This is a genomic window from Mesorhizobium sp. L103C119B0, from assembly GCF_000502235.1.
In the GTDB taxonomy this organism is placed as follows: domain Bacteria; phylum Pseudomonadota; class Alphaproteobacteria; order Rhizobiales; family Rhizobiaceae; genus Mesorhizobium.
In genome coordinates this window covers 149,258-164,425 of sequence record NZ_AYXE01000007.1, presented here as the reverse complement: position 1 = coordinate 164,425, position 15,168 = coordinate 149,258, and the positions used below count along the sequence as shown (strand labels likewise).

The 15,168-nt window shown below is 63.6% G+C and carries 15 protein-coding genes and 1 pseudogene; 8 read left to right on the top strand and 8 right to left on the bottom strand.

What is annotated here, in order from left to right; all coding sequences use genetic code 11:
• Window positions 1–48: 48 nt before the first annotated feature.
• Window positions 49–1,065 carry a zinc-binding alcohol dehydrogenase family protein gene (locus tag X728_RS152785; RefSeq protein ID WP_023831616.1) on the top strand — a complete coding sequence of 339 codons (1,017 nt, stop codon included), beginning with the start codon at window positions 49–51 and terminating at the stop codon, window positions 1,063–1,065.
• 298 nt (window positions 1,066–1,363) lie between these two features.
• Here the strand turns inward: X728_RS152785 and X728_RS152790 are convergent, their stop codons facing one another.
• The 3 genes from X728_RS152790 to X728_RS152795 all read right to left on the bottom strand — a co-directional run bounded on the left by X728_RS152790 (window position 1,364) and on the right by X728_RS152795 (window position 4,678).
• Entirely contained in the window at window positions 1,364–2,215 is an 852-nt protein-coding gene (locus X728_RS152790; RefSeq protein WP_023831615.1) for a sugar phosphate isomerase/epimerase, read from the bottom strand.
• Between the two features lie 125 nt (window positions 2,216–2,340).
• Window positions 2,341–3,477 (bottom strand): Gfo/Idh/MocA family oxidoreductase, encoded by a 1,137-nt coding sequence (locus X728_RS16035; protein ID WP_050589904.1) that lies wholly within the window; start codon window positions 3,475–3,477, stop codon window positions 2,341–2,343.
• A 145-nt stretch (window positions 3,478–3,622) separates the two neighbouring features.
• Entirely contained in the window at window positions 3,623–4,678 is a 1,056-nt protein-coding gene (locus X728_RS152795) for a sugar phosphate isomerase/epimerase (RefSeq protein WP_023740803.1), read from the bottom strand.
• Window positions 4,679–5,077: 399 nt separating this feature from the next.
• On the opposite strand from X728_RS152795, the gene X728_RS152800 reads away from it, so the two are divergent.
• From X728_RS152800 to X728_RS152820, 5 genes are all read left to right on the top strand, one after another.
• The gene (locus tag X728_RS152800; protein WP_023669836.1) at window positions 5,078–5,965 is read left to right on the top strand and encodes a sugar phosphate isomerase/epimerase; all 888 of its coding nucleotides are present in this window, start codon (window positions 5,078–5,080) and stop codon (window positions 5,963–5,965) included.
• 9 nt (window positions 5,966–5,974) lie between these two features.
• Entirely contained in the window at window positions 5,975–7,144 is a 1,170-nt protein-coding gene (locus X728_RS152805) for a mandelate racemase/muconate lactonizing enzyme family protein (RefSeq protein WP_023831613.1), read from the top strand.
• A gap of 2 nt (window positions 7,145–7,146) precedes the next feature.
• Window positions 7,147–7,863, top strand: a complete 717-nt coding sequence (locus X728_RS152810; RefSeq protein ID WP_023683008.1) for a FadR/GntR family transcriptional regulator — start codon at window positions 7,147–7,149, stop codon at window positions 7,861–7,863.
• A 79-nt stretch (window positions 7,864–7,942) separates the two neighbouring features.
• Entirely contained in the window at window positions 7,943–8,920 is a 978-nt protein-coding gene (locus tag X728_RS152815; protein ID WP_023831612.1) for an NAD(P)-dependent oxidoreductase, read from the top strand.
• Between the two features lie 68 nt (window positions 8,921–8,988).
• Window positions 8,989–9,357, top strand: a complete 369-nt coding sequence (locus X728_RS152820; RefSeq protein ID WP_245263082.1) for a hypothetical protein — start codon at window positions 8,989–8,991, stop codon at window positions 9,355–9,357.
• A gap of 3 nt (window positions 9,358–9,360) precedes the next feature.
• On the opposite strand, the gene X728_RS152825 is transcribed toward X728_RS152820, so the two are convergent.
• The gene (locus X728_RS152825; protein WP_023714139.1) at window positions 9,361–10,659 is read right to left on the bottom strand and encodes an amidase; all 1,299 of its coding nucleotides are present in this window, start codon (window positions 10,657–10,659) and stop codon (window positions 9,361–9,363) included.
• Window positions 10,660–10,774: 115 nt separating this feature from the next.
• Here X728_RS152825 and X728_RS152830 point away from each other — a divergent pair, with 115 nt between their 5' ends.
• Window positions 10,775–11,122 carry a GFA family protein gene (locus tag X728_RS152830; RefSeq protein ID WP_023669842.1) on the top strand — a complete coding sequence of 116 codons (348 nt, stop codon included), beginning with the start codon at window positions 10,775–10,777 and terminating at the stop codon, window positions 11,120–11,122.
• 217 nt (window positions 11,123–11,339) lie between these two features.
• Complete coding sequence (locus X728_RS0135185; protein ID WP_031195482.1) at window positions 11,340–11,750, top strand: DUF4437 domain-containing protein; 411 nt, start codon at window positions 11,340–11,342, stop codon at window positions 11,748–11,750.
• A gap of 62 nt (window positions 11,751–11,812) precedes the next feature.
• Here the strand turns inward: X728_RS0135185 and X728_RS01000000166760 are convergent.
• The 4 genes and pseudogenes from X728_RS01000000166760 to X728_RS152845 form a co-directional block, all read right to left on the bottom strand.
• Window positions 11,813–12,585: pseudogene (locus tag X728_RS01000000166760) on the bottom strand (ABC transporter ATP-binding protein); the annotation flags it as partial.
• A gap of 116 nt (window positions 12,586–12,701) precedes the next feature.
• Window positions 12,702–13,142 carry a hypothetical protein gene (locus X728_RS152835; protein ID WP_023728570.1) on the bottom strand — a complete coding sequence of 147 codons (441 nt, stop codon included), beginning with the start codon at window positions 13,140–13,142 and terminating at the stop codon, window positions 12,702–12,704.
• Window positions 13,139–14,227: an ABC transporter ATP-binding protein gene (locus X728_RS152840; RefSeq protein WP_023733630.1), complete on the bottom strand. Its 1,089-nt coding sequence runs from the start codon at window positions 14,225–14,227 to the stop codon at window positions 13,139–13,141. Before X728_RS152840 ends, X728_RS152835 begins: the two co-directional genes overlap by 4 nt.
• A gap of 1 nt (window position 14,228) precedes the next feature.
• A complete protein-coding gene (locus X728_RS152845) occupies window positions 14,229–15,167 on the bottom strand; it encodes a carbohydrate ABC transporter permease (protein ID WP_023728572.1) in 939 nt (312 codons plus the stop codon).
• Window position 15,168 lies beyond the last annotated feature (1 nt).

Genomic DNA, 15,168 nt, shown 5'->3' with positions numbered 1-15,168 from the left:
GTCCGCTCAACAACGGACCGGCGCCTTTTTGAACACTGGAATTGCCGAATGAAAGCTGTTGTCTGCCGCTCGCCCGGCGAGCTTGTCCTGGAAGACCGGCCGGCGCCAGGAGCGCCGCTTGCCGGCTGGGCGCTGGTCGCCGTCAGCCATGTCGGCATCTGCGGCACCGACTACCACATCTTCGAAGGCAAGCACCCGTTCCTCGCCTATCCCCGCATCATGGGCCACGAAGTGTCGGGCACCGTCGTCGAGACCGGCGAAGATGTCGACCTTGCCGTGGGCGAGCCCGTCATCATCAATCCCTATCTCGCTTGCGGAAAATGCATCGCCTGCCGGCACGGCAAGCCGAATTGCTGCGTCAGGATCGAAGTGCTTGGCGTGCATCGCGACGGCGCCATGGCCGAGCAGATCCTGGTGCCGGCACGGAATCTCTATCCAGCAAACGGCTTGTCGCTGGCCGACGCGGCGGCGGTGGAATTCCTCGCCATCGGCGCGCATGCCGTGCGGCGTGCCCGCGCCGAACCAGGCGCCCGCACGTTGGTCATCGGCGCCGGGCCGATCGGCCTTGGCGCAGCGCTGTTTGCGCGCATCGCCGGGCTCGATGTCAGCCTGCTCGACATGAGCACGGAGCGGCTGGATTTTGCAAAAGGCGAACTCGGCTTCGCCACGCTCGACGGTTCACAAAAAGCGGCAGCCGAACTGGTGCGCGACGCAACCGGCGGCGAAGGGTTCGACGTCGTCTTCGACGCCACCGGCAACACCGCCTCGGTGCAGTCGGCCTTCGCCCATGTCGCGCATGGTGGCACGCTCGTGCTGGTCAGCGTCGTCAAGGACGACATCGTCTTTTCCGATCCGGAATTCCACAAGCGCGAAATGACATTGATCGGCAGCCGCAACGCGCTGAAAGTCGATTTCGACCACGTCGCCGCCTCGATACGCAACGGCGCCGTGCCTCTGGCAAAACTCGTCACCCACCGCACCACGCTGGCCGGCACGCCGGATGATCTCGCCCGCTGGGCGCATGAGAAATCGGGGTTGATCAAGGCTGTGATCGAGGTGGGGTAAGACATCCGAAAAATTTGGTGGAGCGATAAGTGCCGAGTTAAGGCAGATCGCATACCTCGGCGATTTGCGAAAAGGCCCGTCGCTTCCTCATCCACGGGCGGAGCAAGGAGCGAAGCGACGCGGCGCAGACCCGAGGTTTCATTCGGTGACGTCTGCGCTAGAATCCAGCGGTGCAAAAAGAGGCGTCCATTCGCATCTCCTACCTGCACCGCTGCGGCGCGCGACAGTCGCGGCATGGGTCCTCGGGTCTCCGCGTCCGCTGCGCTCCCGCTCCGCCCGTGGATGAGGAAGTGAGCGGCTAAGCCGCCCGCTTCCACCCATCCCTGATATGCCTGTATCCCTCGCGATAAACTGCCTCCGGCGTCTCGGAAAAATCCCGCCACACCTTGGTCGCCGCCGCCAGATCCTTCAGCGATCTGCCAAACGCCTCGATCGTCAGCCAGTCGTCATAGCCGCTCTTGCGGATGGCCGCGAAAGTCTCTTTCCACGGAATGTTCCCGCGCCCCGGCACGCCGCGATCGTTCTCCGAAATGTGGATGTGCACGACATTCCGCCGGTGCTTCATGTAGGCGCCGATCGGGTCGGCTTCCTCGATATTGGCGTGGAAGGTGTCGTACATCGCCTTGATGTGCGGCCGGTCGATGGCATCGACGTGCTCGGACAGATCGGCCATCGTGTTCAGCAGATAGCACTCGAAACGGTTGAGCGCCTCCAACCCGATGGTAACGTTCCGCTTGCCGGCATGATCGCCAATGGCGCGCTGCGAGGCGATCGAGCGCTTCTTCTCGGCAGCGGTCGGCCCGCTGCCGGAGAAGGCGCCGAGCGTCGAATGCAGCGGCCCGCTCAGCGTACTCGCGCCGAGCGCCTGGGCGCAATCGATCGCCCATTTCATGTAGCCGATGCCGGCCTTGCGGGTCGCGGCATCCGGCGAGATCAGATTCATCGCCGGGTCGCCCATCGCCGTGACAGCCGTGCGCTCCAACCCGATGCGGTCGAGCAGATCGCCAAGCTTCTTGTAGTCCTCTGGCGTGCCTGAGAAGATCGGTATCTCGACGCCGTCGAAGCCGGTCGCCTTGATGTCGCGCAGCAACTTCTCGTGTTTCTTAGACACGGAAGTCGTCCACAAAAACATGCACATGCCGATTTTCATCGACAGCCCCTCCTCGTTTGACGGCGCGCGCTGGTTTCTTTCGCACCTCGCACCATGCGCCCTCATTCGGCCGCTTCGCGGCCACCTTCTCCCCGAAGGGAGAAGAGACTTGGCGCCGGCGCTCCCTAAAGTTTCGTCCACGCCCCGTTCTTCTTCGATGACTTCACGCAGGCCTCGATGAACGCCATACCTTCGACGCCGTCCTGGATGGTCGGGAACACCACGTCCTTGCCCGGCTTGCCGCCCTTCTTGCGTGCCGCGCGGATCGCCCGCGCCGCCTCCTGGTAGATGTTGGCGAAGCCTTCGAGATAGCCTTCCGGATGGCCAGACGGAACGCGGCTGACGCGTCCCGCAACTGGCAGCGCGCCGGCGCCGTTGCGGGTGAGCAGCTGCTTGGGCTGGCCAAACGGCGTGTACCAGAGATAGTTCGGATCGGCCTGCACCCATTCCAGCCCGCCTTTAGAGCCATAGATGCGCAGCTTCAGCCCGTTCTCGTGGCCCGGCGCCACCTGGCTCGCCCAGATCATGCCCTTGGCCGGATGCACCTTGCCGACCGGCTTGAAGCGCAGCATGACATTGACATTGTCGTCGAGCAGTCGCCCCGGCACGAAAGCGTCGAGATCGGCCGACAGGGAATCGAGCTCCAGACCCGAGACGAAGCGCGCCAGATTGTAGGCATGGGTGCCGATGTCGCCGAGCGCGCCGCCCGCGCCCGCCTGCTTGGGGTCGGAGCGCCACGCCGCCTGCTTCTGGCCGGTGGCGGCAAGATCCTCGGTCAGCCAGTCCTGCGGGTACTCGGACTGAACGATGCGGATGTCGCCAAGCTGCCCCTTGGCCACCATCTCGCGCGCCTGCCGGATCATCGGATAGGCAGTGTAATTGTGCGTCAGCACGAACACCTTGCCGGTCTTTTCAACCACGGCCGCGAGCTTCTTGGCCTCGGCCAAAGTCGTCGCCAGCGGCTTGTCGCAGATGACGTGGATGCCCGCCTCGAGGAAGACCTTGGCCGCCGGCACGTGCACATTGTTGGGGGTGACGATCGCCACCGCCTCGATGCCGTCCGGGCGCTTGGCCTCGGCCTTGGCCATCTCGGCATAGGAGGCGTAGCTGCGCGCCGGGTCGAGACCGAGTTCGGCGGCGGAAGCCTTGGCGCGCTCGGGATTGGCCGACAGGGCGCCGGCCACCAGCACGAAGTCATTGTCCATGCGCGCCGCGATCCGGTGCACCGCGCCGATGAAGGCGCCTTGGCCGCCGCCGACCATACCATAGCGGNTTGTCCATGCGCGCCGCGATCCGGTGCACCGCGCCGATGAAGGCGCCTTGGCCGCCGCCGACCATACCATAGCGGATCGGGCCGCCCCCCGCTTCCGACTTCGATGCGCCGACCATGTCTTTCTCCTGCTTGTGTCAAATACCCATCATGGCGCGCAGCATCTTCTTGTCGGTGGTGCCGCCGGCGAAATCATCAAAGGCCTTTTCCGTCACCCGGATAATGTGGTGCTGGATGAAGGGCGCGCCTTCGGCCGCGCCGTCCTCCGGATGCTTGAGGCAACACTCCCACTCCAGCACCGCCCAGGAATCGTAGCCATACTGGGTAAGCTTGGAGAAGATGCCGCCGAAATCGACCTGCCCGTCGCCAAGCGAGCGGAATCGCCCCGCGCGATTGGTCCAGCTCTGATAGCCGGAATAGACGCCTTGCCGCCCCGTCGGATTGAACTCGGCATCCTTGGCATGGAAGGCCTTGATCCGCTCGTGATAGATGTCGATGAATTCGAGATAGTCGAGCTGCTGCAAAAGGAAATGCGACGGGTCGTAGTTGATGTTGCAGCGCTTGTGACCGCCAACCGCATCTAGGAACATCTCGAAGGTTGCGCCGTCGAAGATGTCCTCGCCAGGATGGATCTCGTAGCCGACATCGACGCCGTTTTCGTCATAGACGTCCAGGATCGGCTTCCAGCGTGTGCCGAGCTCGGCGAAGGCCTCCTCGATCAGCCCGGCCGGCCGCTGTGGCCAGGGATAGAGGTACGGGAAAGCTAGGGCGCCGGAAAACGTCACCGAGGCTTTCAGGCCAAGATTCTTCGAGGCCTTGGCGCCGAACTCCATCTGTTCGACCGCCCATTTCTGCCTGGCCTTGGGGTTGTTGTGCACCGCAGGCGGTGCAAAGCCGTCGAACTGGGCATCATAGGCCGGGTGCACCGCCACCAGCTGCCCTTGAAGATGCGTCGACAGTTCGGTGATCTCGACGCCGGCATCAGTGCAGACGCCTTTCACCTCGTCGCAATAGGTCTTGGAAGATGCCGCCTTCTTGAGGTCGAACAGGCGTGCATCCCAGGTCGGGATCTGCACGCCCTTGTAACCGAGACCGGCCGCCCATTTGGTGATCGAGGCCAGCGAATTGAACGGCGCGGTATCCCCCGCGAACTGCGCCAGAAACAGCCCCGGACCCTTCATTGTCGACGGCATCGGCATCCTCCCAATTCATTTTTCCAAGGACCAAGCATAGCGTCTGATGAAAGCAGGGCCAGCCTCTTTGGTCTCTCGTGATGTGCATTCTCGTATCGGCATTCTGGTATTACCAAATACCGAAAATGGGTCAAGCCATTTGACTCACGCGCAAAGCTGCCAGGGCATTCCATTTTTGGCGATATATACCAGCATAATCAATACGGTACACAGATGTCGATATCGCATGGCGGCGGTTCTTGCCGCGCGACAAAAATTGCTGTAGACCTCCATTAGGGCCCAATTGGTCGAACCAGTTGCGCAAAAACGCTGGAGCGCCTTGGGGAGGAAACACGCGACGCGCCTTGTGGGGCGCGTCGCAGGCGAACTGGCACAGACGAATTCTGGGAAGGATAGACCATGCATCTTTCGACGCACAACTGGATGCGCGCGGAACCGTTGGAGGTGACGCTGAAGCGCATCAAGAAATTCGGCTACGAGTCGATCGAGATTTCCGGCGAGCCCGAGCAATACAAGACCAAGGAGACCCGCGCGCTGCTGAAAGAATACGGCATCCGCTGCTGGGGGTCGGTGACGCTGATGCTGGGCGAACGCAACCTTGCCGCCAGGGACCAGGGCCAGCGCGAACGCTCGGTGCAGTACGTCAAGGACGTGCTGACCATGGTCAGCGAACTTGATGGCGAGATCATAACGCTGGTGCCCGCGACCGTCGGCAAAGTGGTGCCGGACGGCACCGAGGAAGAGGAATGGAAGTGGGTGGTCGACGCCACCCGCGAATGCTTCACCCATGCCAAGAAGGTCGGCGTCAAGATCGCGGTCGAGCCGCTCAACCGCTTCGAGACCTATCTGTTCAACCGCGGCGCGCAGGCGTTGGCCCTGGCCGATGCGGTCAGCCCCGAATGCGGCGTCTGCCTCGACGCCTATCACATCCATATGGAAGAATTTAACGTCCATGACGCGATCCGTCAGGTCGGCAAACGGCTGTTCGACTTCCACGTCGCCGACAACAACCGCTTTGCCGCCGGCCTTGGCCAGATCGATTGGCCACGGATCGTGCAGACGCTGAAGGAAGTCGGCTATGACGGCGCGCTGACCAACGAATTCGTCGCGCCCGTCGACCGCACACCCGCCGCGCCCTATCCCGACATGGTCGACCGGAATCCGGTCGACATTTCTCCCGAACAGCTGAAGTTCATCCAGGATCACGGCTCCAGCGTGCTGACGGAGAAATTCTACACCGACCAGATGCGCATCACGGCCGAAACGCTGCTGCCGCTGATCAAGTAGCCGATCGGGATGCGCATCAAAACGGTCCAGGCGTGGTGGGTCCGCGTGCCGATTGAGGCCGCGAAGCAGCATCGCAGCGACTTTGGCCAGGTGACGACGTTCGACGCCGCCATCCTGCGCATTGAGACTGACGACGGGCTGATCGGCTGGGGCGAGGGCAAGAACGCCGCCGGCAGCGCCGGCAGCTATGGTGCGCTGGTCTACATGCTGAATCACGAGGTCGGGCCGCAGCTGATCGGCCGCGACCCCGCCGACATCGGCATGATCTGGGAGATGCTCTACAACGGCGTGCGCCATGACAGTGCCGCGCGCGCCGGCCATGCCATGCCGCAGCTGGCGCGGCGCGGCATGAGCATTGCGGCAATCAGCGCCGTCGATATCGCGCTCTGGGATATTCTGGGGAAGTCGTTGGGACAGCCGGTGTGGCGGCTCATCGGCGGCCGCAAGCTCGACCGCATGCCGGCCTACGCCTCCGGCGGCTGGGCTGCCGCCGACACTATCGGCGAGCAGCTCAAATCCTACATCGCCAAAGGCGGCTTCAGGGCGCTGAAGATGCGCGTCGGCGCCATGGACGGCGCCCCGCACATTTCCGCCGCCCGCGTCCGCGCCGCACGGCAGGCGCTCGGTCCTGACGTCGAGTTGATGGTCGACGCGCACGGCACCTATACGGTGGCCGAGGCCAAGCGCTTCATCAGCCTGGCCAGCGATCTCGACCTCGCCTGGTTCGAGGAGCCTGTTATCGCCGACGACAAGGCTGGTATGGCCGAGGTGCGCGCCTCGGGCTCGATCCCGATCGCCACCGGCGAAAGCGAAGCGACGCGCTACGCTTTCCGCGATCTCGCGGTGCTGAAATCCGCCGACATCTTCCAGCCGGATCCGGCCTTTTGCGGCGGTATCAGCGAGGCGATGAAGATCGGCACCATCGCCAGTGCCTTCAATCTGCGCTTTGCCCCGCATCTGTGGGCCGGCGCGCCATGCTTTTTCGCCGGCCTGCATGTTTGTGCGGCCTCGCCTGCCAGTTTTACTGTCGAATATTCGCTCGGCGCCAACCCCATGATCCACGATCTTATCGAAGAGACTGTCGAAGCAAGGGACGGTATGATAGCGATCCCTGAAAAGCCGGGTCTGGGATTCACCATTTCGGAGCGGTTCCTGGAGGCGCACGCGCAACGCGGTTGACGATGAAAGAAAAGAACCTTCTCGCCGAACTCGCCGCCTATCTGTTCGCCCATTCGGACAAGGAGAGCGGCCGCACGCCCTCGGAGCGCGAGCTGGCGGAGCATTTCGGTGTCAGCCGCGGCCAGATCCGCGAGGCGCTGGCCATTCTGGAGGCCATGCGCATCGTCGAGCGCCGCGCCAAATCCGGCATCTATGTCGACACCAGGCAGGCCAGTGTAGAAGCCTTGGCTCTTTTCGCCCGCGCGGGCCTGCCGCTCGATCCGGTGCAGATCTACGAGACCGTCGAACTGCGCAAGATCCACGAGATCAAGGCCGCCGAACTTGCCTGTTCGCGTGCCACCGAAGAGAATTTCGAACGCCTGCGGGAGATCCTGAAAGCCTCGGAGGAGTGCATCGCCGCCGGCGAAGGCCTCGCCAAGGAAGACCGCGAATTCCACCTCGAAATCGTGCGGGCGACCAAGAACGGCGTCTTCCACAATATCTGCAGCGTCTATTACCTGATGGGCGAGCAGCGGCTGCCGATCTACTTCAACGATCCCGAGCGCTCAGTGCGCTCGCATGCCGAGCATATCCAGATCTACGAGGCGCTGCTGCGTCGCGACGGCAATCTCGCCCAGGCGCTGATGAGCGCCCACCTGCAAGGCGCGGAAAGCTACTGGAAGGGGATCATCGAGGGCCGCGAGGCGCAAGCGCAAAGCCTGGCATTTGAGAAAGCCTAGAGCAATTCCAGGAAAAGTGTGAAACGGTTTTCCCGGGAAAGCGCGCAGCGCTTTCCCTTGCGACAAACACGAGAGCCCCATGCCCAGAATCCTGTCGACGCACACGCTGCATCCGCGTGCCTCCGCAATGCTGGCGGGCGCCGGTGAACTCGTCGTCGCCTCAGCGCTCGATGCGGCAACGCTGACCGCCGAGGCGAAGCATGCCGACGTCATCATCGTTCGCGCACCGCTGCCGCCGTCGCTGTTCGAAAACGCCACGAAACTCAGAGCCGCGGTCCGCCACGGCGCCGGGCTCGACATGGTGCCGATGGAGGCCGCGGCCGCGGCCGGCGTGCTGGTCGCCAACGTGCCGGCGGTCAATGCGCGTTCGGTCGCTGAATATGTGATGTTCGCGGCCCTTGCCCTGCTTCGGCGCTTCCGTTCGGTCGACCGCGACTTGCGCGCCAAGGGCTGGAATGCCGGCCGCGACCACGCCAGCCATGCCAGCGAGCTTGCCGGCAAGACCATCGGCATCATCGGCTTCGGCGCCATCGGTCAGGCAGTCGCCCATATCGCCGCGCACGGCTTTGGCCTCGACGTCGTGGCGACGACCCGCAGCATGCAGCCGGCACCCGACAGGATCGGCTTCCTGTCGATCGATGCGCTGATCGAACAGAGCGACATCATCGTGCTCTGCTGCCCGCTGACGGAAGAGACGCGCGGCTTGATCAGCCGCGAACGCATCGCCCGCATGAAGCCGGACGCGCTTTTGATCAACATTTCGCGCGGGCCGGTGATCGATGACGAGGCGCTGATCGAGGCCTTGCGCCAAGACCGGATCGGCGGCGCCGCACTCGACGTCTTTGCCACGCAGCCGCTGCCGGCAAACCATCCCTATTTCGGTTTCGACAATGTCATCGTCACCCCGCATATGGCGGGGATCACCGAGCAATCGATGATGCGCATGGGGGTGGGTGCTGCCGGCGAGACCTTGCTGGTGCTGGCCAACCGGCTGCCTGTCAATCTGCGCAATCCCGACGTGGTCGAGCATTACCGCCGGCGGTTTCCTGCCGACTGACGTTTCTGCGAGCCGCCTCAATTTTCGCGGATTTGCCGTCGACCTTCGCCGACATGGTCAAGAGCGTCGTGAGAGTTCTTCTTCTGATTGCCGGTACAAGCGTGCCGCCAGCCGAGGCTCAGGCCGAAAGCAGCTACGTGCCTTGCGACAACGGCCTGCGCTGCGTGATGGCGCCCTGCCCTTCTACCAGCGCGCTCGACCTCGCCACCGGAAAGGTCGTCAAGGGTGTGTGGGTCGACATCGACGGTTTGCCGCAGCAGGACAAGGCGCTTGACCTTTCCGACAAGCTCTATGCCGGCAAGCTCGTTGTCACAGGAACAATCGAGAACCGGCCACACAGCTTCAACGGCAAGCAGCACGACGTGCCGACATTGTTCGCGACGGGCATCCTGCGCACCGCCAAGGACAGCGAACGCAAGCACTGCTCGTCGGGTTGACTATTACCGACCAAGCAGCCGCTCGATTTCAGCCGCGATGCGCAGCAGATGGTGGTCATGGCCATTGCGCGCCACCAGCATCAGCCCGGCCGGCAGCGTCATGCCGGGCATCGGCAGCGAGATCGCGCAGAGGTCGAACTGGTTGGCGACCTGCGTGTTGCGCAGCAGCAGACCTTCGGTGCGTTCACGCAGAGCCGTATCCTCGGCCATCGAAACGATAGTCGGCGCTGTCACCGGCGTGGTCGGCAGAGCCAGCACATCGACCGAACCCAAGCGCTCGTCCATGGCTATGCACAGTGCCGCGCGACGACGCATTGCCCTGATATAAACCGGCGTCGGTATGGCCGCCGCCCGCGACAGCGGCCCGCTGACATGGGGATCGACCGGCACCGATGCGCCCGTCGCCAGCCAGTCGGCATGGATTTCAGCACCTTCCATGGCCGCGATCGAGCCGCGTTTGGTGGCCAGGCGCAGATCGGCAATGAGGTCGTCGATCGAAATGTCCGTCAGCCACGCGCCTGCCTGCTCGATCCCGGCAAGGCTGCGATCGAACGCGGCGGCAACCTCCGTTTCCGTGTCTTCGAAAAGCAGGCCGCGCGGAATGCCGACACGAAGCCCGGCAAGCGCTAACGGCAGGTGCAGTTGCGGCATCTGCTCGCCGGCCATCGCGGCGTCAGCAAGCGCACATTCGGCAACGCTGCGTGCCAGCGGCCCGATCGAATCCAGTGTCGCCGACAAGGGATAGGCGCCGGTCAAAGGCACGCGCCGCGCCGTCGGCTTGAAACCGACGACACCGTTCAGCGATGCCGGGATGCGCACCGAGCCGCCCGTGTCGGAGCCGATGGCGATGTCGCTCGTCCCCTCGCCCACGGACACACCGGCGCCGGACGACGAGCCGCCCGGGATGCGGCTGGCGTCGGCGGCATTGCCCGGTGTGCCGTAGTGCATGTTGTCGCCGATGGCGGTGAAGGCGAATTCGGTCATGTTGGTCATCCCGATGATGACCGTGCCAGCTTGGCGCAGACGGCTGACGATTGCCGCATCGTGTCGACGAGGCGCGGTGTTCCTCAGCATCAGCGAACCGGCCGTGGTCGGCTCGCCGGCGACATCGAACAGATCCTTGATCGAGACGATGGTGCCGTCGAGCGGCCCAAGCGACACGCCGGCCCGTTTGCGGGCGTCGCTGGCATCGGCCGCGGCGCGCGCGGCTTCGGCATAGAGTTTGGTGTAGACCTTCTCGTCCGCCTCACGATTGGCAAGACGTGACAGGATGATTTCGAGACGGTCGCGGATTGATTGCATGTCGATGTGGGATTCCGTCAAGGTGGAGCGTCTTTAAGGCAGGCGCCGGTTTGGCCTGCGAAAGGGATACCCCGGCCAGCGTGCCTTTGCACCTGCCAGCGATAGGAAGGGACTGATGCTGTACAAAGGTAGCTGCCACTGCGGCAAGGTTGCGTTCGAATTCAAGGCGCAGCTGACCGGCGCCGTGCGGTGCAATTGTTCGATCTGCTCGCGCAAGGGCGCGCTGTTGGCCGCCATCCCGCATGACAGCCTGACGGTGCTGGCGTGGGGCGACGATCTCGGCACCTACACATTCGGCAATCATGCAATGGCGCATCGCTTCTGCCGCACCTGCGGCATCCATCCCTTTGCCGAGGATGTCAGTCAGGGCAGCGAACGCAGCGCCTACATCAACCTCAACTGCGTCGCCGATTTCGATCCCACCGGCCTGCCGGTCTTCGACTTCGACGGCCGCGCGGTCTGACCCTACGGTGGCCTCTCACCACAAAAGCAACGCCCCGAAAACCTTGATAGTTCTCGGGCCCGCTGCTTCAGCCAAGGATGGCTATCGGCTATTCGACGCGCTTAGGGCCGCGCGCGAACACAACGATCGCCGCCAGCAAGGTCGCAGCGCCACAATAGGCGAAGGCGCTGGCCACACCGGCATTGTCGACCACCAGGCGGCCGAAGACGGCGCGTTTCTGGCGCTCGCCGTTTCTTGCGTCTTTCCCGCTCGCGCCTTTGACCTCGAGGACAGCTATCTCCCGGCCGACAAGATCCCCTATGTCGCCGAAGTGCCAGACCAGCCGCATCGCCTTGGCCCGTTGTGGGGTGACCGGGCCAAAGGCCCGGCGGGCACCTTGCTGAAAGTTCCCGGCAACTGGCGCGCGCCGGTTCATGCGCACACCGCCGACTATCGCGCGGTGGTCATCAAGGGACTGTGGGCGCATTGGCAAATGGACGGCGACGAAGCGACGAAGGTCGAATTGCCGCCGGGATCCTACTGGACCCAGAAGGCCAACGAGATGCACGACGACGCCTGCCTCTCAGAGATGGAGTGCGTGATCCTGCTGATCAACGATACGCCTTACGAGACCTACTTCCAGAAATAGCTGGACGATCGCCTGCAGATTTTCGCGGGCGGATTGGCGCCGGCGGGAGTCTGCAGGAGAGCCTATCCGGCGTGCCGCAAGCTCACGCCGCTGCCTTGTCGAACAGCACCACCTTGTCCGCGTTCCAGGCAAAGCGCACCGATTGCTCGATCGCCACATCGGTCCGCGCCGGCACGGTAGCGCGCAGCGTGGCGTCGCCGACCCGCAGAGTCAGGATCTTTTCCACGCCATGGTTCTCGACATCGTAGACGCGCGCCTCGACCGGCGCGCCGCTCTCGAGATAGACGTCCTCGGGACGGATGCCGAAGACGAGCGGGCGCCCTTCCGTTGCCGCACCAGTCTTCGCCCCTCCAAAACCCTTGGCTCCTGCTGAAAGCGGCAGCTCGAAATTCGTCGGCGCCATCACCGCGCGGTTGTTGATCAACCGGCCGTCGATGAGGTTCATCGGCGGCGAGCCGACAAAGCTCGCCACATAGGTGTCGCGCGGATTGTTGTAGATCTCGTGCAGCGTGCCGGTCTGGACGATGCGGCCATGGTTCAGCACGCCCACCTTGTCGCCCATCGACATCGCCTCGATCTGGTCGTGGGTGACGAACAGGAAGGTGGCGCCAAGCTGGATCTTCAGGTTCTTCAGTTCCGTGCGCAGCGCCTCGCGCAGTTTGGCGTCGAGCGCCGACAGCGGTTCGTCAATCAGGAACACGCGCGGCTTGCGCACGATGGCGCGGCCGATCGAAACGCGCTGCATCTCGCCGCCGGACAGACGATCGGTCTTGCGGTCGAGCAGATGTTCGATCCTGAGTGTTTTGGCGGCGCGGTCGACACGATCCTTGATCTCGGCGTCGGGTCCTCCGGTCAAGCCGGAGGATGACGGCGTGAGAGTTGAGAGGGCGACGCACACCGACCGTCGCGGACGGGCGCGAGCGCGACCTGCCGGATAGCGTCAGCTGCTGATCATCGCGCTGTCTTGTTGAGAGCGGTGACGATCAGCGCGAGAATCACCGCCGCGGCGGCGATTTCCCACACGAAAGCCTGCTTGTAGAAAGGCGGCGTGGCGAGCTGCGCCTTGCCGGCGAGAGTGTTGGGGTCCGGTGGATTGAGGAAGAAGACGCCGTAGAGATGCGCCGCCGTGATCGATACCAGCAGCGCAATGCAGAAGACCAGCGCCACGACCAGCGCTACGGTCACCACACTGCGCACCTTGACGCCCGGCTGGGCCAACGGCAGCAGGTTGTTGATGAGCCCGGCAAGCACCACGAGACCGCTGCCGACCGCGTACAGGCCGATGGAAAAGGGTTGAAAGATCAGCACCAGCGCCAAGACGCCGAGGCCAATGATGAAGAGCTCGAGGCGGAACGCGCCGGCGCGGCTCATGCCGGAAGAACTGTCGCTCATGACCGCACCGCCTTTCCGGCGCCATCGAAGACATGGGTTTGCCTGGGATCGGGGCGTAGATTCAGCGCCTCGCCGACCTTGACCCACTGGCTTCTCGTCACCACGACGCGGATGTCGGCGCCTGCCGCCGTGCGGGCATGAATAAGGGTTTCGGCGCCCATGGGCTCGATGAGCTCGGCTCTGGCGGAGATGGTGCCACGGTCCCCCGTATCGGTCACGGTGAAAGCACGGGGGCGGACACCGATCGTCACCTTGCCGGGCTGCAGGCGCGCGACCGCCGCGTCCGTGCGGATCGCCAGACTAATGCCGGCCACGGTCATGTCCGCCGTGCCATCGGCGAAGGCCTTGAGGTCGGCCTCGAGAAGATTCATCTGCGGCGTGCCGATGAAGCTCGCCACGAAAGCATTGGCGGGCTTGGCAAATACCTCGTGCGGTGACCCGACTTGCTCGATCAGGCCGTCCTTCATGATGGCGATGCGGTTGGCCATGGTGAGCGCTTCGAGCTGGTCATGGGTCACGATCACGGTCGCTTTGGAGAGGCCCTGCAGCACTTCCTTGATCTGGCCACGCATGGTTTGGCGCAGTTCGACATCGAGACGCGACAAGGGCTCGTCGAAGAGGAAGCAATTGGGGTCGCGGACGATGGCGCGGGCCATGGCGGCGCGCTGCTTTTCGCCCTCGGATATCTGGTTCGGCAGCCGGTCGAGAACGTGCTCCAAGTGAAGGATCGCGGCGACGCGGTTGACGCGGGCAGTCCGCTCAGCCCCGGAAATGCCGTCATGATAGAGCGGGAAGGCGATGTTCTCGGCGATCGATGCCGACGGGTAGAGCGCGTAGAACTGGAACACCATGGCGATGTCGCGCTTTTCGGGCGGCAGTTTGTTCATCACCTTGCCGGCGACGACGACCTCGCCGTCAGTGACGCTTTCCAGCCCGGCGATGACGCGTAAGGTCGTCGTCTTGCCACAGCCGGACGGGCCGAGAAGGCAGACGACCTCACCGGCGGCCACCGACAGGTCAACGTCCTTGACCGCGGTGAAGGAGCCGAAGCGCTTGGTGACTTTGCGGAGTTCGATGGTTGACATCTCAGCGCTTCACCGTGCCGAAGGTAACACCGCGCAACAGATGGTTTTGCAAGAAGAAGGTGACCAGGAAGACTGGGACGAGGAACAGGGTTTCGATGGCGGCAAGCAAAGTCCAGTCGGTGCCGCGTCCACCCGACGACACGGCCTGGTTCATGGCGACCGGGACCGTCCTCGTGTCGGGCCCCGAGAGCAAGAGGGCGAAGAGGAACTCGTTCCAGGTGAGGATCAGGCCGAACACGAACGTGGCGGCGAGCCCGGCAATGACCTGGGGCAGGCAAATCTTGAAGAACACCCGCATTCCGGACGATCCGTCGAGGCGGGCGGCATCCTCGACGTCTGGCGACAATTCATCGAAGAAGCTCTTCATCATCCAGATGGTGAAGGCCAGGTTGAAGGCGGTGTAGAGCATGATGATGCCGAGATACGAGCCCGACAGGCCCACTACGCGGAACATCAGGATCACCGGAATGATCACCACAATCGCCGGCAGCATGCGCGTGGTCAGGATGATGAACAGGTAGGTGTCATTGCCTTTCAGCGGATAGCGCGAGAAGCCGAAGGCCGCCAGGGTGCCGATGACCAGCGCCAGCAGCACCGAAGCCGAGGCGATGAAGATCGAGTTGAAGAAATAACGGTCGAATCCTGTCGCTTCCGGGGCACCGCCCGACGTCATCGAGCGAGAAAAGACGGACCCAAAATTTTCGAGCGTGGGCTTGAACACAAAATGATCCGGAATCAAGCCGAACAGCGACGTGGGCGACAGCGTCGGAGGCACCAGAAGCGCGTCGCCCTGCGGTTTGAAGGCGGTGAATATGATGAACAGCACCGGCAGAAAATAGATAAAGGCGACGACGGCCACGGCGAGCGTCCGCCCCCAGCCGGCCTCGTCTACTCCGCTGGCCCTGCGGAAGCCGAGCTTTCCCAATATCGATTCGGTCACG

Coding starts and splice junctions, on each gene's coding strand:
- X728_RS152840 (WP_023733630.1), bottom strand. CDS start 14,227: ATGTCAACCATCGAACTCCGCAAAGTCACCAAGCGCTTCGGCTCCTTC.
- X728_RS152785 (WP_023831616.1), top strand. CDS start 49: ATGAAAGCTGTTGTCTGCCGCTCGCCCGGCGAGCTTGTCCTGGAAGAC.
- X728_RS152815 (WP_023831612.1), top strand. CDS start 7,943: ATGCCCAGAATCCTGTCGACGCACACGCTGCATCCGCGTGCCTCCGCA.
- X728_RS152825 (WP_023714139.1), bottom strand. CDS start 10,659: ATGCAATCAATCCGCGACCGTCTCGAAATCATCCTGTCACGTCTTGCC.
- X728_RS16035 (WP_050589904.1), bottom strand. CDS start 3,477: ATGGTCGGCGGCGGCCAAGGCGCCTTCATCGGCGCGGTGCACCGGATC.
- X728_RS152810 (WP_023683008.1), top strand. CDS start 7,147: ATGAAAGAAAAGAACCTTCTCGCCGAACTCGCCGCCTATCTGTTCGCC.
- X728_RS152790 (WP_023831615.1), bottom strand. CDS start 2,215: ATGAAAATCGGCATGTGCATGTTTTTGTGGACGACTTCCGTGTCTAAG.
- X728_RS152830 (WP_023669842.1), top strand. CDS start 10,775: ATGCTGTACAAAGGTAGCTGCCACTGCGGCAAGGTTGCGTTCGAATTC.
- X728_RS152805 (WP_023831613.1), top strand. CDS start 5,975: ATGCGCATCAAAACGGTCCAGGCGTGGTGGGTCCGCGTGCCGATTGAG.
- X728_RS152835 (WP_023728570.1), bottom strand. CDS start 13,142: ATGAGCGACAGTTCTTCCGGCATGAGCCGCGCCGGCGCGTTCCGCCTC.
- X728_RS152795 (WP_023740803.1), bottom strand. CDS start 4,678: ATGCCGTCGACAATGAAGGGTCCGGGGCTGTTTCTGGCGCAGTTCGCG.
- X728_RS152800 (WP_023669836.1), top strand. CDS start 5,078: ATGCATCTTTCGACGCACAACTGGATGCGCGCGGAACCGTTGGAGGTG.